The sequence below is a fragment of the Hydrocarboniphaga daqingensis genome (assembly GCF_900129825.1).
Classification (GTDB): Bacteria; Pseudomonadota; Gammaproteobacteria; order Nevskiales; family Nevskiaceae; genus Hydrocarboniphaga; species Hydrocarboniphaga daqingensis.
Genome location: NZ_FQWZ01000001.1, coordinates 263,527 through 283,785, shown reverse-complemented (window position 1 = coordinate 283,785; position 20,259 = coordinate 263,527). Strand labels below are relative to the sequence as shown.

The 20,259-nt window shown below is 65.6% G+C and carries 16 protein-coding genes; 5 read left to right on the top strand and 11 right to left on the bottom strand.

Annotation, left to right across the window (positions count from 1 at the left end; genetic code table 11):
* Position 1 precedes the first annotated feature (1 nt).
* Positions 2-1,138: an AI-2E family transporter gene (locus BUB09_RS01265; protein WP_139250052.1), complete on the bottom strand. Its 1,137-nt coding sequence runs from the start codon at positions 1,136-1,138 to the stop codon at positions 2-4.
* A 133-nt stretch (positions 1,139-1,271) separates the two neighbouring features.
* Between BUB09_RS01265 and purM the strand changes: the two genes are divergently transcribed.
* Both purM and purN read left to right on the top strand, forming a co-directional pair.
* Complete coding sequence (purM, locus tag BUB09_RS01260) at positions 1,272-2,303, top strand: phosphoribosylformylglycinamidine cyclo-ligase (protein WP_072893014.1); 1,032 nt, start codon at positions 1,272-1,274, stop codon at positions 2,301-2,303.
* Complete coding sequence (gene purN, locus BUB09_RS01255) at positions 2,300-2,890, top strand: phosphoribosylglycinamide formyltransferase (protein WP_072893011.1); 591 nt, start codon at positions 2,300-2,302, stop codon at positions 2,888-2,890. The genes purM and purN overlap by 4 nt, the downstream gene beginning before the upstream one ends.
* A 108-nt stretch (positions 2,891-2,998) precedes the next feature.
* Here purN and BUB09_RS01250 read toward each other — a convergent pair whose 3' ends face one another.
* Positions 2,999-4,528, bottom strand: coding sequence for an Ig-like domain-containing protein (locus tag BUB09_RS01250; protein ID WP_175550077.1), 1,530 nt, complete (start codon positions 4,526-4,528; stop codon positions 2,999-3,001).
* A 234-nt stretch (positions 4,529-4,762) separates the two neighbouring features.
* Between BUB09_RS01250 and BUB09_RS17530 the strand changes: the two genes are divergently transcribed.
* The gene (locus BUB09_RS17530) at positions 4,763-6,358 is read left to right on the top strand and encodes an OmpA family protein (RefSeq protein WP_072893006.1); all 1,596 of its coding nucleotides are present in this window, start codon (positions 4,763-4,765) and stop codon (positions 6,356-6,358) included.
* 101 nt (positions 6,359-6,459) lie between these two features.
* Here the strand turns inward: BUB09_RS17530 and ku are convergent, their stop codons facing one another.
* The 4 genes from ku to BUB09_RS01225 form a co-directional block, all read right to left on the bottom strand.
* Positions 6,460-7,368 (bottom strand): non-homologous end joining protein Ku, encoded by a 909-nt coding sequence (gene ku, locus BUB09_RS01240; RefSeq protein WP_072893003.1) that lies wholly within the window; start codon positions 7,366-7,368, stop codon positions 6,460-6,462.
* A gap of 71 nt (positions 7,369-7,439) precedes the next feature.
* Positions 7,440-8,813, bottom strand: a complete 1,374-nt coding sequence (locus BUB09_RS01235; RefSeq protein WP_072893000.1) for an MBL fold metallo-hydrolase — start codon at positions 8,811-8,813, stop codon at positions 7,440-7,442.
* 51 nt (positions 8,814-8,864) lie between these two features.
* Positions 8,865-9,770: a recombination-associated protein RdgC gene (locus BUB09_RS01230; RefSeq protein ID WP_245793052.1), complete on the bottom strand. Its 906-nt coding sequence runs from the start codon at positions 9,768-9,770 to the stop codon at positions 8,865-8,867.
* A 40-nt stretch (positions 9,771-9,810) separates the two neighbouring features.
* Positions 9,811-11,145 (bottom strand): MFS transporter, encoded by a 1,335-nt coding sequence (locus tag BUB09_RS01225; protein WP_072892998.1) that lies wholly within the window; start codon positions 11,143-11,145, stop codon positions 9,811-9,813.
* Positions 11,146-11,222: 77 nt separating this feature from the next.
* Here BUB09_RS01225 and BUB09_RS01220 point away from each other — a divergent pair, with 77 nt between their 5' ends.
* Positions 11,223-13,025: an ABC transporter transmembrane domain-containing protein gene (locus tag BUB09_RS01220; protein WP_084083062.1), complete on the top strand. Its 1,803-nt coding sequence runs from the start codon at positions 11,223-11,225 to the stop codon at positions 13,023-13,025.
* 64 nt (positions 13,026-13,089) lie between these two features.
* On the opposite strand, the gene BUB09_RS01215 is transcribed toward BUB09_RS01220, so the two are convergent.
* The 4 genes from BUB09_RS01215 to BUB09_RS01195 all read right to left on the bottom strand — a co-directional run bounded on the left by BUB09_RS01215 (position 13,090) and on the right by BUB09_RS01195 (position 18,257).
* Positions 13,090-15,450, bottom strand: coding sequence for a DUF7948 domain-containing protein (locus tag BUB09_RS01215; RefSeq protein WP_084083061.1), 2,361 nt, complete (start codon positions 15,448-15,450; stop codon positions 13,090-13,092).
* 129 nt (positions 15,451-15,579) lie between these two features.
* Positions 15,580-16,293, bottom strand: a complete 714-nt coding sequence (locus tag BUB09_RS01210) for a phosphoadenylyl-sulfate reductase (protein WP_072892994.1) — start codon at positions 16,291-16,293, stop codon at positions 15,580-15,582.
* Positions 16,294-16,593: 300 nt separating this feature from the next.
* Complete coding sequence (locus BUB09_RS01200) at positions 16,594-16,995, bottom strand: RNA-binding S4 domain-containing protein (RefSeq protein ID WP_072892990.1); 402 nt, start codon at positions 16,993-16,995, stop codon at positions 16,594-16,596.
* Complete coding sequence (locus BUB09_RS01195; RefSeq protein WP_072892988.1) at positions 16,992-18,257, bottom strand: TCR/Tet family MFS transporter; 1,266 nt, start codon at positions 18,255-18,257, stop codon at positions 16,992-16,994. Before BUB09_RS01195 ends, BUB09_RS01200 begins: the two co-directional genes overlap by 4 nt.
* Positions 18,258-18,285: 28 nt before the next feature.
* Between BUB09_RS01195 and BUB09_RS01190 the strand changes: the two genes are divergently transcribed.
* Complete coding sequence (locus BUB09_RS01190) at positions 18,286-18,699, top strand: group II truncated hemoglobin (RefSeq protein WP_072892986.1); 414 nt, start codon at positions 18,286-18,288, stop codon at positions 18,697-18,699.
* A gap of 27 nt (positions 18,700-18,726) precedes the next feature.
* Here BUB09_RS01190 and dacB read toward each other — a convergent pair whose 3' ends face one another.
* A complete protein-coding gene (dacB, locus tag BUB09_RS01185; protein ID WP_175550076.1) occupies positions 18,727-20,244 on the bottom strand; it encodes a D-alanyl-D-alanine carboxypeptidase/D-alanyl-D-alanine endopeptidase in 1,518 nt (505 codons plus the stop codon).
* Positions 20,245-20,259: the final 15 nt, after the last annotated feature.

The window sequence follows — 20,259 nt, the reverse complement described above, 5'->3', positions numbered from 1 at the left end:
GTCAGGGCAAAGGGCCGTCGCTGGGCATCTCGCCGGGGTTTTCGGCCTCTGCCGCCGCGGCGCCGCTGCGATACAGCTTGCTCTGCAACCAATGCTGCAGCGTGTGCCGCAGCATCACTGCGACAACCGCGGCCACCGGCAGCGCCAGCAGCACGCCGATGAAGCCGAACAGCTGGCCACCGGCCATCACCGCGAAAATCACCGCGACCGGGTGCAGGCCGATGCGATCGCCGATCAGCCAGGGGCTGAACACGTTCGATTCAAGAAACTGGCCGATCGCGAACACCAGGCCCAGCCACAGGAACGGTGCCAGCTCCTGCGTCTGCACGGCCATCGCGATCACGGCGGTGACGATGCCGATCACGGCGCCAAGGTAGGGAACGAAGCTGACGAGTCCGACGATCAGGCCGACGATCAAGGCCAGGTTGAGGCCGGCTAGCCACAGCGCGACCCAGTAGTAGACCGTCAGCGCCGCCATCACCGTCAGCTGGCCGCGGAAGAATGCGCTCAGCACCTCATCGGTTTCGCGGGCGAGCTGGTCGGTGGTCGGCCGGTAACGGGGTGGAATCGTGTTGCGCACCCAGGCCACCAGCAGGTCCCAGTCACGCAGCAAGTAAAACGCGACGATCGGGATCAGCAGCAGGTTGGCGACCGTGGTCATGATCGCGCCGGTCGACTGCGACGCGCGCGCCCACAGCGCCGGCAGGATGTCGCCGGCACTGGACCAGTGCTGGGCGATCAGCGTCTTGAGCCCGGCCGCGTCGAGCTGGACGCCGCGCGGCAGCTTGAGCCCAAGCTTGGGCAGCAGCACGTCCTGGACCCAGGTCAGCCAGTCGGGGATGTTGTGGATCAGCACGGTCAGCTGGCCTTGCAGCATCGGCACGATCAAGCCGATCGTCAGCAGCGCCGAGCCGAACAGCACCACGAAGACCAGGCTGACGCCCAAGGTGCGCGACAGACGCAGACGTTCGAGCCGATCGACCAAGGGATCGCCGATGTAGGCCAGACCGGCGCCGACGACGAACGGGGTCAGGATCGGCGCCAGTAGCCAAGTGAAAATCAGCAGCGTCAGGCCGATCAACAGCCACGGCCAGTTTTCCTTGAACGAGGAGGTCACGCTGTCTTCGACTGCGTTCATCGGCATGTACCAGCGGGCATCAGCGCATTATCCGGTGCACAAGGCTAAAATCACAGCCGACCGCAGAGCAGCAGCGCTGCGGCACCCCCTTGCAGGCGCCATCGCAGCGCCGCCTTCGCATAGCGATCTCTCCATGACCCAAGCAGCTGGCCTTTCCTACCGCGACGCTGGTGTCGATATCGACGCTGGCGACGAACTTGTCGACGACATCAAGAAGATCGTGCGCAGCACGCGCCGGCCCGAAGTGCTCGCCGGTGTCGGCGGCTTCGGCGCTCTGGTCGGCTTGCCGAAGAAGTACAAGCAGCCGGTGCTGGTGTCCGGCACCGACGGCGTCGGCACCAAGCTGCGCCTCGGCATCGATTCGGGCCGCGTCGAAGGCCTGGGTATCGATCTGGTCGGCATGTGCGTCAACGATGTGTTGGTGTCGGGCGCCGAGCCGTTGTTCTTCCTCGACTACTACGCCACCGGCAAGCTCGACCCGAAAGTGGCCGGGCAGGTGATCAAGGGCATCGCCCAGGGCTGCAAGCTGGCCGGCTGCGCGCTGGTCGGCGGCGAGACCGCCGAGATGCCGGGTATGTACCAGGCCGGCGACTTCGATCTGGCCGGCTTCTGCGTCGCCGTGGCCGAAAAGAAAAAGATCATCGACGGATCGAAGATCGAAGTCGGCGACGTGCTGGTCGGTCTGCCGTCCAGCGGGCCGCATTCCAATGGCTACTCGCTGATCCGCAAGATTCTCGAAGTCAGCGGCGCCAAGCTCGACGATGCCTTCGGCGACGCTACGCTCGGCGATGCACTGCTTGCGCCGACCACGATCTACGTCAAGCCGGTGCTCAAGCTGCTCGAAGCCAAGCTGCCGATTGTCGGCATGTCGCACATCACCGGCGGCGGCATCGTCGGCAACCTGGCGCGCTGCTTCCCCAAGGGCACGGCGGCCGTGGTCGATACCAGCAGCTGGACGCGGCCGGCGATCTTCGATTGGCTGCAGGACAAGGGCAACGTCGCGCAGGACGAGATGTGGCGTGTGTTCAACTGCGGCGTCGGCTTCGTGATGGTCGTGCCGCGCAAGAAGTTGCCCGAGACGCTCGCCGCGCTGAAGAAGGCGCGTCAGAAACCGTTCGTGATGGGCGAGATCGTCAAGGGCAAGCAGGACGTGCGCTTCGCGTGAGCGCATTGCCCCGGCTGGTCGTCCTGATCTCGGGGCGCGGCCGCAATCTGCAGGCGATCGTTGACGCCACGCGCAGCGGTCGATTGCGCGCCGAGGTCGCGTTGGTGCTCAGCAACCGCAGCGACGCCGCGGGCCTCGATTACGCCCGCGCCGCCGGTATTCCGACGCAGGTCATCCGGCATCAGGACCACGCGGATCGCGCCAGCTTCGATGCACAGATGCTGGCCGTGATCGAGCCTCTGCAGCCGGCACTGGTCGTGCTCGCGGGATTCATGCGAATTCTGACGCTGCCCTTCATTCGTGCCCTGCAAGGGCGCTTGGTGAACATCCACCCGTCACTGCTGCCGCTGTATCCCGGTCTCAACACCCATGCGCGCGCTCTGCAGGCCGGCGATGCCGAGCATGGCGCTAGCGTCCATTGGGTGACCGAAGAGCTCGATGGCGGCCCGGTCATCGCCCAAGGGCGCGTGCGGATCGAGCCGGGTGACACGCCCGAGACGCTGGGCCAGCGCGTGCTCGAGCAAGTCGAGGTGCGGCTCTACCCCGAGGTGCTGCAGCAATTGTTGACGGAGCCGGCTGCACGGTAATCCCGCGGTATTCCACTGATCGTCAGTGGGTCAACTCGCGCCTGCCACGAAAGTGAACGGGCAACAAAAAAGGCGCCGAGGCGCCTTTTTTGTTGAAGCGATGCGCCCTTAGTTGGCGCGCATCAGCGTCTGCGACCGCATCGCCGCCGGCTCTTCCTCGACGACCGCGCACGCGTTGAACACGTTGGTGCGGGTCAGCGCCGAAGCCAGGCCCGACGAGAACGACAGGCGCACCGCGTCGTAGGGCTGCGTCGTCGGGATCGACAGGATGGCGCCCTGCGTGCCGATGATGACCTGGCCGAGCAGCGTCAGGCGCAGCGGGATCAGCGCGGAGCTGGATTCGACGACCTGGCCGTCGAGCAGCGTGGTGACATCAAGCGCCGACAGCGCTTCCAGCGACAGCAGCTCGCTGCCCGGACGCCCAATGATGAAGCCAGCGCGCTTGCCCGGCTCGAAGGTGACCGAGTCGGCGGCGGTTGCCGTGACCGAGACGCCGGCACCGAGCAGGCCGACCGGAACCAGAACGCCGGCGAAGTTGGTGTCGTCGTTGTCGATGATGTTGACCTCATCGTCGACCAAGCAGCCGATGCAGAGGCCGCTGATGTCGGTACCGACCGTCGCACCCTGGCTGGCGCGCAGATTCTGCGTGCACAGCGTGCCGCTGACCGTGAGTTCCGCCGATGCAGAGCGGTTGGTGGTCGAGCTGGCGACGCTGTCCTTCAGCGTAGCGGTAACGGTCGCGACGCCGGCGACATTGCCGGTGGCGGTCACGCCCGGGGTCTCGTCGGCGCCGTTGGTCAGCGTGGCGACATCGCCCGTGTCCAGATCGTCGGTGACGGTCCAGTTGATCGAACTGTCGGGCAGCGTCGCGGTTGAACCGTCAGAGAAGGAGCCCACAGCAGTGAAAACGGTGCTCGCTCCTGCAACGACGGCCGCGGTCGGCGGTTCGACCGACAAGATGCCGGTCAGCGCCGCGTTGACGACCGTCACCGGCACGACTTCGGTCAGCGTCTGGCCGTTGGAGACCACCGTCGCCGTCACCGTCGTCGAGCCCTGCGCGATGGCGGTGGCCGACGTCGAAGTGCCCGTCGCCGGGGTCACGGTCACCACGCTGGTGTTGCCGCTGGTCCAGGTGGCGGGCACGTCGAGCGGCTGCGGCGACGAGGAGTTGGAATAGATGCCAAGCGCCGTGAACGTCTGCGAGCCACCCAGCGGGATGTTCGCCGAGCTGGGCTGAATCACGATGTCACGCAGCACCGGCGCGCCGATCGTGAACTCGGCCTGGGCCGTGGCGCCGGACACGGTCGCCGACACCAGCACGTTGCCCTGGGACAGGGTGCTGGCCAGACCGGTGCCGGTGATCGTCGCGCGCGTCGTCGGCGAGACGGACCATTCGGCATCAACCGGACGCTCTTCGGTGTCGTTGGTCGACGGGCTCGTGCCGGGAGGCAGCGAGAAAGTTCCCAGCGCGCGGAACTGGACCGAATCGCCCAGGGCCACGGTTGCTTGCGGCACAGAGGCCGGATCGATCTTCAGACCGACCAGCCCGGACGTGAAGTCTGGACTTTGCACGCTACCGTCGCCGCAACCTCCGAGCGACAGTGCCAGCAGGGCCAACACCAAACGCATCCCTTTCATCTCGACTCCCCCAAACCTCGTTAGGCAAATATTCCGGCTATCTAGCGAGCGCCAATGTTGTGAAAGGCGCCCACCCGTCATAATCTACAGATACCGAAGCGTCGTGAACAGCATCTATTCTTCTCCAATGGTGCGTAATTGGAGACAGACGGCTCTGACTGGGCTATCACTCATATGTCAGGTCGCGGCCATTGCGGTGCTATATCGGGTGATCGCCGTACAAGGGAGAAGGAAATGTTGAAGAAGTTTGGCGTGGCCGCCGTCGCGCTTTTGTGGGCGTGTGGGGCCGGCGCACAAGATGTGGCGACGGATGAAACCGATACTCGCTGGTACCTGTCGCCGTCGGTTGGGGCGGTTTTTGCCGACAATGACTTCGGCCCGGCGGCTTCCCTCACAGTTGGACGTTCCCTGTACGAATACTTGGGCTTCGAGTTCGAGGGCGCGTACAGCAAGCTTAACGTTGGCGACCTGCCGTCCGACCTCGACTACGAGCGTGCGACTTTCGGCTTCAACGTCCTCGGCTACCTGCTTCCGCAGGATTCTTCAGTGCGTCCGTACGGCATTGCCGGCGTCAACGTCCATTCGATCGACTTTTTGAACGAGTCCTTCGTCGGCGGCGGCATGAACTTCGGCGGCGGCTTCCTGTTCAATCTCGCGAATCACTGGGATCTGAAACTGCAGGCTCGCTACAACCTCGATTTCATCAACAACAAGGACAATGTCCCGGACGACACGTTCTACGTGTGGGATGTCGGCCTCGGCGTTCGCTACAAGTTCGGCGCCTTCCCGGCAGACGATGACGGCGACGGCGTGCCCAACGGCCAGGACAAGTGCCCGGATACCCCTCGCGGCGTGACCGTCTACAGCGACGGCTGCCCGGTCGATCTCGACGGCGACGGCGTGCCCGACTACCTCGACAAGTGCCCGAATACGCCCAAGGGAACGATCGTCGGTCCGAACGGCTGCCCGGCTGACAGCGATGGCGACGGCGTGCCGGACAACCTCGACAAGTGCCCGGGTACCCCCGCTGGCGCGATCGTCGATGCCAGTGGCTGCCCGGCCGACAGCGACGGCGACGGCGTGCCGGATTACCTCGACAAGTGCCCTGGCACCCCGGCCGGCGTGAAGGTCGACACCAGCGGCTGCCCGCTCGACAGCGATGGCGACGGCGTGCCGGACTACCTCGACCAGTGCCCCAAGTCGGCGCCTGGCCAGGCGGTCAACGCGGTGGGTTGCCCGATCGCCGACAGCGACGGCGACGGTATTCCGGACAATATCGACAAGTGCCCGAACACGCCGGTGGGCCAGAAGGTCGGTCCGGATGGCTGCCCGCTCGACAGCGATGGCGACGGCATCCCGGATGATCAGGACCAGTGCCCGAACACGCCCCCGGGTCTGAAGGTGCTGCCGGATGGCTGCGCGCCGTCGGGTGACTGCCGCCGTCCGCGGCCGGGTGAAGCGGTCGACGCTCGTGGTTGCGCACTGGATCGCCGCTTCGTGCTGCGCGGCGTCAAGTTCGAGTTCGACTCCGATCGCCTGCTGCCGGAATCCAAGGTGATCCTGAAGGAGGTCGCTGAGACGCTGTCGGCGTACCCGAACATCAAGGTCGACGTCGAAGGCCATACCGACAACATCGGCACCGACGCCTACAACCTGGGCCTGTCCGAGCGCCGCTCGATCACGGTGCAGAAGTTCCTTGAGAGCAACGGCGTTGTCGCCAAGCGTCTGCGTCCGGTCGGCTACGGCGAGTCGGTGCCGATCGACACCAACGACACCGAAGCGGGTCGCGAGAACAACCGCCGCGTCGAGTTCAAGGTGACGGAAGGCTGATCCGGCGATAGCCGATTCAACAAACCCGGCGGAGCGATCCGCCGGGTTTTTTTATGCCCTTCGTTTTTGCGCCCGATCGCGTTAGGGCGGAAGGATGCCGATCAGTGCGTGCGCTTGCCCGCCGTGGTCGGCGTCTTGGCGGGTGTCTTGTGCGTGCTGCGCCTGCGCGCTGGGATACGGGTGGCGCGCCCGGTCTTCTGGCGCTGGCCTTTGGCGGCGATGCTCTGCTTGAGTAGTGCCATGAAGTAGGGTTGGGTGACGTCGCTGTGGGTCTGTACCTCGGCATCGTCCTCGTACGGTGCGGGTTCGTTGCCGGCCTGTTGCTCGACGAGTTTCTCGACGATCGCGCGCAGCTTGTGGCGGAAGTCGTCTTTGTAATCGTCTGGATTCCAGTCGACCGACATCGAGGCGATCAGCTTGGCGGCCATGTCGATTTCGCGTGCGTTGATCCGGTACTCGCCGGCCTTGCCCGACGGCAGCGCGTACTCGGCGTGATCGACGATTTCCTGCGGGAAGTGCAGCAGGTTCAAGGTCAGTGCATCGCCGTCGGGTATCAGCATTGCCAGGTACTGGCGCGTGCGGATCACGACCTTGGCGATACCGACCTTGCCCGTCTTTTTCAGCGTCTCGCGCAGTAGCACGTACGGCTTTTCGGCCTTCTTCGGCGGGACGAGCACATAGGGCTTTTCATCGTAGGCCGGCGCGATCGCGTCGCGATCGACGAACGACTCGATGTCGATCGTCTGCGTGGCCTCGGGTGCCGCGCGGCACAGCTGCTTTTCGTCGATGACCGCATAGCTGCCCTTGCGATACTCGAAACCTCGGACGATGTTTTTCCAGCCAACTTCCTTGCCGGTTTCGGCGCTGACGCGCTCATAGCGGCTCGGACTTTGGTCGCGCGAATCGAGCAATCGGAAGTGCAGATCGACCGAGCGCTCGCCGGCGTGCAGTTGCACCGGCACGTTGAGCAAGCCGAATGAAATCGTGCCGGACCAGATCGGACTCGCCATCACCTATCTCCATCAGGATCGAGCGGCATCGCAGCATGGCCGGCCTGCACTGCCGATGAACTACGGACCGATCAGCCCTGCGGCAGTTCGCCGTCGGCGCGCAATTTGTCCAGATGGCTTTCGATGTTGCGTATCGCCAGCGGCGCCAGACGCGGGTCGAGTCCGGCGTAGATCGCGTCGAGCATCTGTTGCATCGAGCGACCCTCGCGCTGCAGTTGCAGCACTTGGGCTTCGCGCTGGCGGCGGTGCTTCAGCGTTTCTTCTAGCCTCAGCGTGGTGCCCATGCCGATGCCGTGGGACGGGAAGATGAAGCGCGGCGCCAGCTCAATGATCCGCTCCAGCGACTCGAAGTAGCGCCGCATGTCGCCTTCGGGCTTCGAGATCACCACGGTGCCGACGCCTTGGATCAGGTCGCCGACGATGCACCAGGAGCGGCCGTCGGGCATCAGTGCCACCTGACCATCGTCGTGGCCCGGTACCGATAAGGTCCGCACCGGCTGCTGCTGCCACTGCGTGACCACGCTGCCTTCGTCGATGGTGCGTAGATCGATGCCGTCGAAGAAGCGCGGCACGCGCTTGCCGATGCGCTCGGCCGTGCGCGCGCTCATCAGCACCGGCCAGCCGTGGCGGCGGGCCAGCTCGTCGGCGAACTGATTGTGGTCGTAGTGGTGATGCGTGATCAGCAGTTGATCAACGCCCAGCGACTGCAGCGTGGCGTCGAGCCGCTCGAGTTCGACGCGGTCGCGTGGCGACGGATCGATTGCGATTCGCGCGGCACCCTCGTCGCCGACGACGAAGCAGTTGGTGTGTTCGGCCGGCGGCAGCGTGTTGGAGCGAACGAAGATCTGCCGCAGCCCGAATACGCTCTGGATCGCGGTCATCGAGTCGTCGGTTTCGGCCATCGGGTCGGCCAGCGGCGACAGGCTGGCGATCTGAGGCTGGCTCAGGTCCTCCGCCAGGCCGATCAGGCAGGCCTGGGTCGGCGGCGCAATGATCAGTTCGCCGTGCCGCCATTGATCCAGCCACGCGGCGGCCGGCTGCCAGCCGTGGTCGATGGCCTCGCGCGTATCGACCTCGAACGGCGGCTTGCGGCGCACGCAGATCCGGTAAAACCAGGTGTCGAAACGGCGAGGGAAGGCGGTTGGCGTCAGCGCGCGCGCAATCCGCTCGACGCGGATGACCTCGCCGGCATCGATCGCCGCCGGCAGGTCATAGCCAAGCTCCTCGCGCAGTTCGCGCACCAGCGCGTGCATCTGGCGGGTGTCGAACGGCGCCAGCATCGGCTGCGCAAACGCGGCGCCCGCGGCATCTTCCGGGTCGATCTTGCCGCCGGGAAACGCGTGGTAGCCGGGGAAGGCCATCATGGCGGGGTGGCGGCGCGTCATGAAGACGGCGCCGTCGTGGACGAAGATCGCCGTAACGGCGTCGAGGATCGGCAGGCTCATGGTGCCCGCATTCTAACCAGCGGCGCCGCGCGTCCGGCGCCGCCGATCCGGTCAGGCCGCTGACGGCAAGCCGAACGAGGTCAGCAGTTCATCCAGCATCGGCCCGCACTGGCCGGCCATCAGCAGAAACTCGGCTTCGAATGCGCGTTCGGGGTCGACGCCGGCCGCACCTTCCTCGACTTCGTCCATTTCGAGGAACTTGACGCGCTTGATCTGCAGCTTGTCGCTGACGACCAAGCCCAGTCGACCGTTCCAGGTCAGCGCCAGACGGCTGGCCTTCAGGCCTTCGTCGAGGTGGCGTCGAATCTGCTCGGCGTCCAGCGAGTGGCGCAGGTAGCGCACGACCGACTTGGCCGCGTCGGTGCCGGTCAGCTCGCATTCCTCGCCGAGGTCGAAATGGCCGGGCGCCGCGCGCGCGGTCAGCCATTCGGTCAGACGCTGGCCGGGCGAAATCTCGGTCTGCGGCAGCGAGACCGACAGCTCGCCGAGCGTGTCGCGCAGGTGTTCGATCAGCTGCTCGGCGCGGGTCGGCGAGCTGCTGTCGACGACGATGCGCTGCGCGACTGGATCGATCCAGGCGCGGGTCGTGTTGCGGCGGCTGAACGCACGCGGCAGCAGCTCGGCCGAGACAATGTCCTTGAAATCGCGCAGCTGCTTGCGGCCGGGCTTGAAGCCTTTTTCCTTCTCGAACTCGGCGGCGCGCTGCTTGACCGCGTCATTGACCACGGACGACGGCAGCAGCTTCTGCTCGGTGCCCAGCGCCAGCATCAAGTGCTTTTCGACACCGTAGACCAGCTGTTCGTCACCGCGCGGCGACACCCAGCCGCGGCTTTCCAGGCTCATCGCGCTGCATGGCAACAGCGGGCGTGCGGCCAGCTTTTCCTCCAGCTCTCCCGCGGGCAGCGTCCATTCCTTGTCGAGCCGGTACAACTGAAGGTTCTTGAACCACACGGGCATGCCACTCCACAGCGCCAACAGCGGCCGCGCAGAATAGCGGCTACACCCGGCCGGTCAACCCGGCGGCTCGACCCGGGTCACCGGCCATCACATTGCGCGGCAATGTGATCGCGAGCAGGGCGCACATCAGGCATAGCGCGCCGACGTAATGGGCCGGTGCGTAGTGCGGGCTCAGCTTGAGCATCAGCGACACCATCAGCGGCGTCATGCCGCCAAACAGCGCATACGACAAGTTGTACGAGAACGACAGGCCGCTGAAGCGCACCGGCGCCGGGAACGAGCGCACGATCAGCGAGGGGATCACGCCGACGATGGCGACGCAGAAACCGGTCACCGCGTACAAGGCCAGTAGCGGCGGCGCCGCTTGGGCGCCACTGCGCAGCGTCAGACCGTGGTACAGCGCATAGGTGCTGGCCAGTAGCGCCAGGCAACCCAGCGCCAGCACACGCGCACCGCCGAACCGATCGGCGGCTAGGCCGTACAGCACGCAGCCCACCGTCAACGTCAGCGTGGCCACGCTGTTGGCCAGCAGCGCCTCGGCCGCCGGCACCGCGAACATCTTCTGGATCAGCGTTGGCGTCATCAGGATCACGACGACGATCGCCGCCGTCAGTGTCCAGGTCATCAGCATCGCACGGATCACGGCGGCACCGTGGTCGCGCAGCACCGCTTTGAGCGGCAGCTCGGCCGACAGCTGCTGGCGGGCGCGCATGGCTTCGAACACCGGCGTCTCGTGCAGCCAGCGGCGCAGCCACACAGCGAGCAGCCCGAACACGCCACCGAGCAGGAACGGCAGACGCCAGGCCAGATCGAGGATCTGTTGGGGGGTAAAGCTCAAATTGATCGCCGTGGCCACCAGCGAGCCAAGCAGGATGCCGGCGGTCAGCCCCGCGGTCAGCACGCTGCAAGCCAGACCGACGCGTCGCGCCGGCACGTGCTCGGACACGAATACCCAGGCGCCGGGAATCTCGCCGCCGATGGCGGCACCTTGCAGCAGGCGCATCACCAGCAGCATCAGCGGCGCCGCGTAGCCGGCCGTGGCGTAGGTCGGCAGCAGGCCCAGTGCCAGCGTTGGCAGTGACATCAGCAACACCGACAGCGTGAACATCTTCTTGCGACCGATGCGGTCGCCGAAGTGGGCCATCACGATGCCGCCGATCGGACGCGCCAGGTAGCCGGCGGCAAACAGGCCGTAGGTCTGCAGCTGGCGCAGCCATTCGGGCGTGTCGGGCGGAAAAAACAGCGTGCCGATCGTCACCGCAAAGAACACGAAGATGACGAAGTCGTAGAACTCCAGCGCGCCGCCGAGTGCGGCCAGGCCCAGCGTGCGCAAGTCGGCGCGGTCCAGGGGGCGATCGGCAGCGGCAGCGGTCATGTCGGGATCGAGAGCGGAGCCGGAGCCGGCGGAGAGGGGCGTATGCTAGCGGCTGATTCCGCCATCGTCTCAATTCCATGAGTGATTCTGTCGCCGCGCCCGCACCGGACGCGGATCGCCCTGCGCCCGCCGACGGCGCCGCCAAGCCCCGCCGTCTGAACGCCCTCAAAGGCTTGTTGCCATTCGTTCGCCCGTACCGTGGGCGGATCGCGTTGGCTTTCACGATGCTGATTCTCGGCTCGCTGACGATGTTGGCCGTGCCACTGGCGTTTCGCGACTTGATCGACCAGGGCTTCGTCGCCGGCGCCTCGGTGGACTGGCACTTCCTGGCGCTGTTCGGCATCGCGATGCTGTGGGGCGTGACGGTCGCGGCCCGCTATTACACGGTCAGCTGGATCGGCGAGCGCGTAACGGCCGATCTGCGCAGCGGCGTCTACCAGCGGATGCTGCTGCAGTCGCCCGAGTACTTCGAAACCACTCGTACCGGTGAAGTGCTGTCGCGGCTGACCGGTGATACGACGCTGGTCCAAACCGTCGTCGGCTCGTCGATCTCAATGGGCTTGCGCAGTTTCCTGCAGTTCATCGGCGGCTTGGTGATGCTGGCAGTCACCAGCTTCAAGCTGTTTGCGATCACCGTGGTGCTGCTGGTGGTCGTCGTGTTGCCGCTGGTCTGGGTCGGCCGGCGCGTGCGCAAGCTGTCGCGCGAATCGCAGGACCGGGTGGCCGATTCGTCGGCAATGGCCGGCGAGATTCTGAACGCGATTCCGACGGTTCAAGCCTTCACCCAAGAGCACGCGGAAACGCGTCGGTTCGACGCATCGGTCGAGAACAGCTTTGCGTCGGCGATCCGCCGCACGCGCTTGCGCGCGGGCATGACCGCCGGCGTCATCAGCGGCGTGTTTGGCGCGATCGTGTTCGTGCTGTGGCTGGGTGCCAAGTCGGTCAGTGCCGGCACGATGAGCGCGGGCGAGCTGGCATCGTTCATCTTGTACGCGGTGTTCGCTGCCGGCGGCGTCGGCGTGCTGGCCGAAGTGTGGGGCGACGTGATGCGCGCGGCTGGCGCCACCGAGCGCCTGATGGAGCTGTATGCCGCCGTGCCGGTGATCGCCGCCCCGGCGAATGCGCAGCGGCTGCCTGCCGTGCGTCAGGCTCGGCTGCAATTCGACGCGGTCGGCTTCCGTTATCCGTCGCGGCCCACACAGCTGGCGCTCGATGGCGTCAGCCTCGATGTCCGTGAAGGCGAGACGGTTGCGCTGGTCGGCCCCAGCGGCGCTGGCAAGACCACCTTGTTCCAACTGCTGCTGCGCTTCTATGACGTTGGCAGCGGCGTGATCCGCTTCGACGGCGTCGACATCCGCGATCTCGATCCGCGCGACTTACGGGCGCAGATCGGCCTGGTGTCGCAGGAACCGGTGATCTTCTCCGCCGATGCGATGGAAAACATCCGCTACGGACGCGCCGATGCGAGCGACGAGGAGGTGATCGAAGCCGCACGCGCTGCGCTGTGCGACGACTTCATCCGCCGCTTACCGGATGGATACCAGACCTTTCTCGGCGAACGCGGCGTGCGACTGTCGGGCGGTCAACGTCAGCGCATTGCGATCGCCCGGGCGATCCTGCGCAATCCGCCGCTGCTGCTGCTTGATGAGGCCACCAGCGCACTCGACGCCGAAAGCGAGATTCTGGTCGGACGTGGACTGGAAGCCGCGATGCGCGGCCGCACCACGCTGATCATTGCGCACCGCCTGTCGACCGTGCAGCGCGCCGATCGCATCGTGGTGCTCGAGCATGGCCGTATCGTCGAGATCGGCTCGCCTTCCGAGTTGCTCAAGAGCGGCGGGCTGTATGCGCGGCTGGCGAATCTGCAACTGGTCGCCTGACGGTCGATGCGACAAAAAAAGGCCCGCTTTCGCGGGCCTTTTTGTTGGAAGCCGGCGTGCCGAATTACGGCGGCGGCGTGCCGCTGCCGCAGGGAATGCGGTTTTTGTACAGCACCGAAAGGTCGCCGATGATGTCGGTCGGCAGCGCGCGCAAGGTACAGCCGATCAAGCCGCGAAACGGCACCGCGATGTTCAACGCCGGATCTTCCGGCGAGGTGCCGGTGTAGCCGGTCAGCGAATAGTTCAGATAGATGTTGGTCTCACCCATGTACGTGGAATACATCAGTGTCTGCGCATTGGAGCTGAGCTTGAACGCATACGCATCGCCGGCGCCGAAGCTGCCGCCCTGCACCGGGTTCTTCACCGGGAAATTGCGTGACGTGGTGTTGCCGGTTACATAAACGGCGCCGTCACTGCCCAGCGCCAAACGAACACCGGCCTCGTCACCGCCGGCGCCGACAAACGTCGAAAAAACCAGGCTCCGGCCGTTCGCCGCCAGCTTGGTGACGAAGATGTCCTCGCCGCCGCCATTGAACGGCTGCAGCGCTGACGCCACCGGAAAGTTTGACGAATAAGTAAAGCCCGTCAGGTAGGCCGCGTTGCCGGCGTCGAGCTTGATGTCGGTGATCAATTCCGAGCTCGAACCGCCGAGATGGGTCGAGTACACCAGCGTGTCGCCGGCCGGACTGAATTTGGTGACGAAGGCGTCCCGGAAACCGTTGCGCGTGGGGCGGAGCGCGTTGAAGACCGGAAAGTCACCCGATTCGGTCATGCCGACCACATAGGCACTGCCGGCGGCATCGACGGCGACAGCGGTTGCACCGTCGTTCACGTCTCCGCCGAGGAATGTCGAGTAGACCAGCGCCGAGCCATCGGCGTTGAGCTTGGTCAGGAACGCATCGGGGTAGTAATAGCTCTGGTTCTGCCAGTTCACGAACGGCTTGATCGCGGTCTGGAACGCGTTGAGTGTCGGATAATTCCGCGAGCTGGTGCTGCCGACGATGTAGGCATTGCCGGCGGCATCAACGGTAATCCCGGCCGCGTCGTCGGCGCTGCTGCCGCCGATGAAGCCCGAATATTGCAGGCTGCCATCAACGGCCGCGATCTTGGCGACGAATAGGTCTTGACCCCCCTTGAACACCGCGTCGGATGCGCCCGCCACCGGAAAGTTCTCGCTGGATGTGTTGCCGGCGACGACGATGTTGCCCTGTGTATCAAGGGTCAGCGCGGTGGCTGCGTCCTCCGAATTGCCGCCCAGATAGGTCGAATACAGCAGACGCTTGCCGTCGGCTGCAATCTTGGCGACGAATGCATCGCTGTAGCCGCCCTTGGTCGCCTGCACCGGATTCATCAACGGGAATTCGTTTGAGCGCGTATAGCCGGCGACGACCACGTTGCCGCTGCCGTCCAGTGCGATCGAGGTGACTTCGTCGTCCTGCGAGCCGCCGAGAAACGTCGTGAACAGCAGCGTATTGCCGGCCGGATTGAGCTTGGCGACAAAGGCTTCGTACTTGATCACCGACGCCGCGATGCCGCCGAGCAACGGCAGTTGGCTGACGTAGGGCAGTGCCGGTGCGTAGCCGCCGATATAGGCCGAACCGTCGGCGCCGACGGCGATGCTCGTCGCCTGCAGCACGTTGATGCCGGGCACGTAGAGCTTGTAGCCGAGCAGCGGATCGATCACCAGCTCACGGTCGCGGTCGTAGGTACCGACGCTGAATCCGACCTGCTCGCCTTGCACGCGATACGCGCCTTCGATGCTGCGGCGCTGACCGTCGATCAGCTGGTAAATCACCGGCTTGTGCTGGATCAGATCGCCGCCGGCTGTGGCGATGACCAGATTGCCGTCAGCATCGACGCGCGGTGCCGCGGCGCTGCCGTCGAAGCGCATCGCAATCGTCGACGGGTCGCGATGCGGTGCGACGACGAAGTCGTACTCCATCTGCTGCTGGTCGCCGTGATAGACCAGATCGATGCCTGGATACACCGCGCTGTAGCGCACGCGGCTGTAATGCGGAACGTCGGTGTGCCAGTTCGCCTTGCTGCTGCCGGTCAGGTAGTGGCTGGTGCTTGCGATCGGCGATTCACCGCTGATTTTCGCCTCGCGATTGCCGCCGACCAGCTGCGTGCGCAGGGTCGTCGTCTGGATCGGCGGCAGTTTGCCTGCAGCGAGCTTTTCGTCGCTGGCCTGCGTGTATTGCAGCTGCAGCTGCGGGCCATCGGCGGTCAGCAGCAGCGCATAGCCGGCTCCGCGCGCGGCGAAGGCCACCGACGGATCGAGCTGGCCGGTGTTGGCTTCGAAGTTCAGCGGTAGTTGCTTGAATTGTTGTAGCGGCGCGTTGCTGGCCGACGCGGAAAACGAAAGCGCAACGCCGGCCACAATCCACCCAACAGTCGCGCATGCGCGACTTAGATACTGGTCCATGTTCGATTCCTCCCTATACCCGATCAATCGTCGGGATTGGGAGTGATGCTAGGCCGCGCTAGACCGGTCGCACATTCAGATAACTGCGACAGCCGACCAACGGCAGGCCTTCTGCTTGCGCGCCGAACGCTACAAGTGCAGGCCGCACTCGGTCTTGGGCTTGCCGACCCAGCGGCCGCTGCGGCCGTCGCCCGGCACCGTGCAATGCAGGCAGCCGATCGATGAATAGCCCTTTGCGACCAGCGGGTGGAACGGCAGGTCGTGCTCGCGGATGTACTGGTCGCGCTCGGCCTGGGTCACGTCGATCATCGGATTGAACTTGATGATGCCGCGCCTGACTTCGAAGATGTCGAGGTCGGCGCGATGCTCGGTCTGCCAGCGCATCAGGCTCGACACCCAGACCTGATAGCGGGTCTTGACCTGCTCCAGCGGCTCGACCTTGTTGACCGAGCAGCAGAAATCGGGGTCCTTGTTCCAGGTCTGCTCTTCCCGCGTGAACTGATGCTGCCAGTCTTCGGCGCGGACATCGACCACGCTCAATCCGAAGCGCTCGATCAGGTACTGGCGGTATTCCAGTGTCTCGGCGAAGTGGTAGCCGGTATCGATGAAGTGCACGACCTGCTCGGGCCGGATCGTCGCGATGATGTGAAGAAAGTAGGCGGAGGTTGCGGCGAACGACGACGTCACCAACACCTTGTCGGGGGCAAAGTCGGTGTAGAGGCGACGAATCCGCGCCTCGAAATCCAGCGGTCGATACTGGTCGTTGAGCAACTGGATGCCCGCGGCATCGACGACGGCACGGCCCGCCGATGATGCGGGTGCGGCGGCTGTTGGGGCGGTCACAGGCGGCCTGCGAATGGCGAAAGAGGCGCGCATTCTAGGCTTCGGGTATTGCGCTCTCAATCAATCCGACGGAATTCAGCTGACGATAGAATTCCGAGTTATAAGCCGTTCACCGCCAATTCAGCGGTCCAGCGCGATGCTGGCGACGCGGTTTCAAGCCATGAGTAACTACGCAGGGATGCGTAGCGAGGAATCGGACGAGCAGGCAGGGAAGGCCCGGCTCTTCCACTTCCAGTACGGCAAGGAATAACCGCCTTCAAAGGCCGTCACTCACCAGTGACGGCCTTTGTCGTTGCAGCTTCAATCCTGTCCGGTGTCGATCAGCGTGCGCTTGAGCTTGTCGAGCAGCCGGCGCTGTTTCTTGTCGGGCCTGACCGAGTTGTAGGACGCGTTCTCGATGCGGCGCTGCTCGGCTGCACGCTCGCGCGCGACGCGGCTGGCTTCGGTTTCCTCGTACAGCTGTCGTGCGATCGTGGCCGACCCGCGCTTATCCGATAGGCCTTTGACGACCACTTCGAGTTCTTCATAGCCCTGGCGCAGCCGGATGTGCGCGTTCAGCGCCACGCTCTTGGCCGGCTTGGCGCGGTCGCCCTCGTAGCGGACCTTGCCGCCGTCGATTGCTTCCTGGGCCAGTGTGCGGGTCTTGTAGAAGCGCGCGGCCCACAGCCATTTGTCGAGCCGGACTGGCGTCAGCTCGCTCATGTCGCGGCCTGTGGTTGTTCGGCACGCAACGCGGTGCGAGTGATTTGCACCGCGATCAGCAGTCCGGCGCCGAGTAGCACGGCGGCCAGCCAGAACGGTGCGCCAGGAAACGGCGCGTGGAACGGCGAGGGCGCGATGAAGTGCGCGAAGCTGAGGTTGAACAAGCTCGGGCCGACGATGCCGGCCATGCCCATCAGGCTGGCATTGGCGCCTTGCAGTCGGCCCTGTTCGCTGGCGTCGACGTGGCGCGTCATCAAGCCCTGAGCCGCTGGACCGAACAAGCCCATCAGCGAGATCAGCGGCAGGCCGGCCCAGAATAACGTCGGTGTTGCTGCCGTGGCCCACAGCGTCAATCCGACGACGCCGCAGACCAGCCCGGCGAACAAGGTCGGGCGCTCGCCGAATCGCGCCACGCAGCGCCGTACCAGGCCCCCTTGCACGACGATGCCGCAGACGCCGACCGCGGTCAGCGCCCAACCGATGTGGTGGGTGTCCCAGCCGTACCGGTAACCGGTGTAGAGCACGAACGTGTTCGAAAACACTTGGTGCGCCAGGTGGAACAGGCCATAGACGCTGGCAAGGCCCAGCAATTCCGGGTGCGAGCGCAGCAGCTGCAGCGCGCCGACCGGGTTGGCGCGGCGCCACACCAGACGGGGGGTGCGCCGCTCGGGCGGCAGCGATTCGGGCAGCACCAACAAGCCGTAGCCGAAGTTGGCCAGCGCCAGCGCCGATGCGATCCAGAACGGCAGTCGCGGGTCGAGGCTGCCGAGCATGCCGCCGACCGCCGGGCCGACGACGAAACCCAGGCCGAAGCCGGCGCCGATCACGCCGTAGCCCGCGGCGCGCCGTGCCGGAGGCGTCACATCGGCGATGTAGGCGCCGGCGGTTGCGAAGTTGGCGGCGGTGATGCCGGATATCAGACGACCGATGAACAGCCAGGTCAGATCCGGCGCCAGTGCCATCAGCGCGTAATCCAGGCCCAGGCCCAGGCACGACAGCAGAATCACCGGGCGCCGGCCGTAGCGGTCGGACAGCATGCCCAGCAGGGGCGAGAACACGAACTGCATCAGCGCCCACGCCGTACCGAACAGGGCCATCACGCTGGCCGCGTGCGCGGTGTCGCCGCCGGAGAACGATTCGATCAGCTTCGGCAGCACCGGGATCACCAAGCCCAGGCCGAGCACGTCGAGTAGCACCGTGAAGAAGATGAACAGCAGGGCCCCGCGGCGCGGGCCGCCGGAGACGGAGGGGGCTTCAGACATCGATCGACCCGCTTAACATGGACGCATCATGCAAATCAGTTCCGACAGTAGTGACCCGATCCCAGCCTCGTTGTTCGACCGGCTGGGCGGGGAGGCCGGCATCCGGCGCTTGGTCGACGCATTTTATGACCGGATGGACCGCGACGCCGATTACCGAGGCATTCGCGACCTGCATCCGCCGACGCTGGAGGGCTCGCGCGACAAGTTTTTCTGGTTCCTGTGCGGCTGGTCCGGCGGCCCCGACCTGTTCGTACAGCGCTTTGGTCACCCGCGCCTTCGTGCCCGGCACATGCCGTATGCGATCGGCCTGTCCGAACGCGATCAATGGTTGCGCTGCATGTACGATGCCATCGTCGAGATCGATCTCGATCCCGACCTGGCGCAGGGCCTGATGCAGTCGTTTCTGCAGACCGCCGACTGGATGCGCAATCAGCCCGGCTAACGCCGCATCGCCACGCGCCGCAGCAGCTCAGTAGCGCGCCAACACGTCCTGGATATCGTGCCGCGCGGCGTCCATGGCCTGCTGCAGCGGAATCTGCAGCCGCGTCGGCCCGCCGTTGACGATGACCGCAAACGCCATCCAGCCGCCGTTCTTCTTGCGCAGATAGCCGGCGATGCCGCAGACCGACCGCGGCACGTTCATCGTCCCGGTCTTCAGCGTGACCCGGTCGAGCCAGTCGTCATTGCCTTGGCGAACGAAGTTGAACGGAGCTTGCCGCGGCACGACCAGCGCACCGTAAAACGCCGGGAAGTTGCGCGTGTCGCGGTACTGATGCGCGAGCAGGCCGATCAAGTCGTCGGCCGACAGCTCGTTCTCCGGCGTCAGCCCGCTGCCGCTGAATAGCGCCGGCGCGGTCGCCGGCGCCCCCTTGCTCGCCGGCTCGCGCGTGCTGGCGACGAACGCCGCCAGCGCCTTGGCGGCATCGCCGAGCTGCGTTGGCGGCTGCGGCAGCCGCGCGGCGCCGAGGTTCAGCGTCAGCAGGTCGGCGATGTAGTTGTTGGAGTAGCGCAGCATGCGGCCGAGCTGTTCGCGCAGTGCCAGTCCTTCGGTCTGGGCCAGGACCCGCGACGACGTCGGCAACGGGCCGTAGACGATCGATACCGTCTCGCCTATGCGGATGCCGGCTTCCACCAGCATTTGCCGCAGCGTCTCGCCGGTGCCCTGTGCCGGGCTCGACATCGCCCGGAACACGCGCTGTTCGGTGCCGGCCGGAATCGTGCCGCCGACCCGCAGCCGGTCACGGCCGTCGACGGTGACGCGCTCGACCCACACACGGTTCTTGCCGCTGGCGGCAACCGTGCGAATCGCCCCGTCGGCTGGCAGCGGCAGCCGCGACGTGCCGCAGCCTCGCAGTTGCGCCTCGCTGCCGACGACGCCCGCGATGATCTGCGTACACCAGGTGCCGTAGTCGATGCCGATGCCGGCCAGCGGTACGTTGTAGGCGGTGTCGCTGCGTTCCAGCGCCTGGCAGCGGTCAAGGTTGTCGCAGGCCAGCGGGCCATATGAGGGGTTGACCAGCAGCCGGCCACCGACGGCGTTGATGCCGGCGCCGCGCAGTTGCGCCACCAGGAGCCACAGCGACGGCTGGTCGAGCGTGGCGTCGCCATCGCTCTGCAGCACCAGATCGCCGGCGAGCGTGCCATCCTGGATCGCGCCGGCGCCGAGCAGCCGCGTCTGGAACGCCTTGTCGGCGGGCCAGGCATCGAGCGCCGCCGCGGCGAGCGCCAACTTGGTCACCGATGCCGGCGCCAGCCGCTGCGCGGGGTTCAGGGTCTGCACCAAACTGCGGTTGTCGAGGTCGTAGACGGACGCAGTGACCTGTGCGCCTTCAGCCTGCAGCCTCTTGAGCGCGGTAAAGTCCGCCTGCGCCGCCGGCGCCAGCAGCAGCGCCGTCAGCGCGACACCGCGCAGCGACCGAAACGAGCGATGACCAGGCAATGCAGTGCGCTCCGGTGAGCTGGGTGACGGCAGCAAACGGCGCCGCACCAAGACATCAGTAGA

What these genes read in the sequence shown, in the direction of transcription:
- BUB09_RS01235 (WP_072893000.1), bottom strand. Translation starts at nt 8,813, where the DNA reads ATGAGCCTGCCGATCCTCGACGCCGTTACGGCGATCTTCGTCCACGAC.
- BUB09_RS01215 (WP_084083061.1), bottom strand. Translation starts at nt 15,450, where the DNA reads ATGGACCAGTATCTAAGTCGCGCATGCGCGACTGTTGGGTGGATTGTG.
- purM (WP_072893014.1), top strand. Translation starts at nt 1,272, where the DNA reads ATGACCCAAGCAGCTGGCCTTTCCTACCGCGACGCTGGTGTCGATATC.
- BUB09_RS01250 (WP_175550077.1), bottom strand. Translation starts at nt 4,528, where the DNA reads ATGAAAGGGATGCGTTTGGTGTTGGCCCTGCTGGCACTGTCGCTCGGA.
- BUB09_RS01220 (WP_084083062.1), top strand. Translation starts at nt 11,223, where the DNA reads ATGAGTGATTCTGTCGCCGCGCCCGCACCGGACGCGGATCGCCCTGCG.
- BUB09_RS01225 (WP_072892998.1), bottom strand. Translation starts at nt 11,145, where the DNA reads ATGACCGCTGCCGCTGCCGATCGCCCCCTGGACCGCGCCGACTTGCGC.
- BUB09_RS01200 (WP_072892990.1), bottom strand. Translation starts at nt 16,995, where the DNA reads ATGAGCGAGCTGACGCCAGTCCGGCTCGACAAATGGCTGTGGGCCGCG.
- BUB09_RS01190 (WP_072892986.1), top strand. Translation starts at nt 18,286, where the DNA reads ATGCAAATCAGTTCCGACAGTAGTGACCCGATCCCAGCCTCGTTGTTC.
- BUB09_RS01230 (WP_245793052.1), bottom strand. Translation starts at nt 9,770, where the DNA reads ATGCCCGTGTGGTTCAAGAACCTTCAGTTGTACCGGCTCGACAAGGAA.
- ku (WP_072893003.1), bottom strand. Translation starts at nt 7,368, where the DNA reads ATGGCGAGTCCGATCTGGTCCGGCACGATTTCATTCGGCTTGCTCAAC.
- BUB09_RS01265 (WP_139250052.1), bottom strand. Translation starts at nt 1,138, where the DNA reads ATGAACGCAGTCGAAGACAGCGTGACCTCCTCGTTCAAGGAAAACTGG.
- BUB09_RS17530 (WP_072893006.1), top strand. Translation starts at nt 4,763, where the DNA reads ATGTTGAAGAAGTTTGGCGTGGCCGCCGTCGCGCTTTTGTGGGCGTGT.
- BUB09_RS01195 (WP_072892988.1), bottom strand. Translation starts at nt 18,257, where the DNA reads ATGTCTGAAGCCCCCTCCGTCTCCGGCGGCCCGCGCCGCGGGGCCCTG.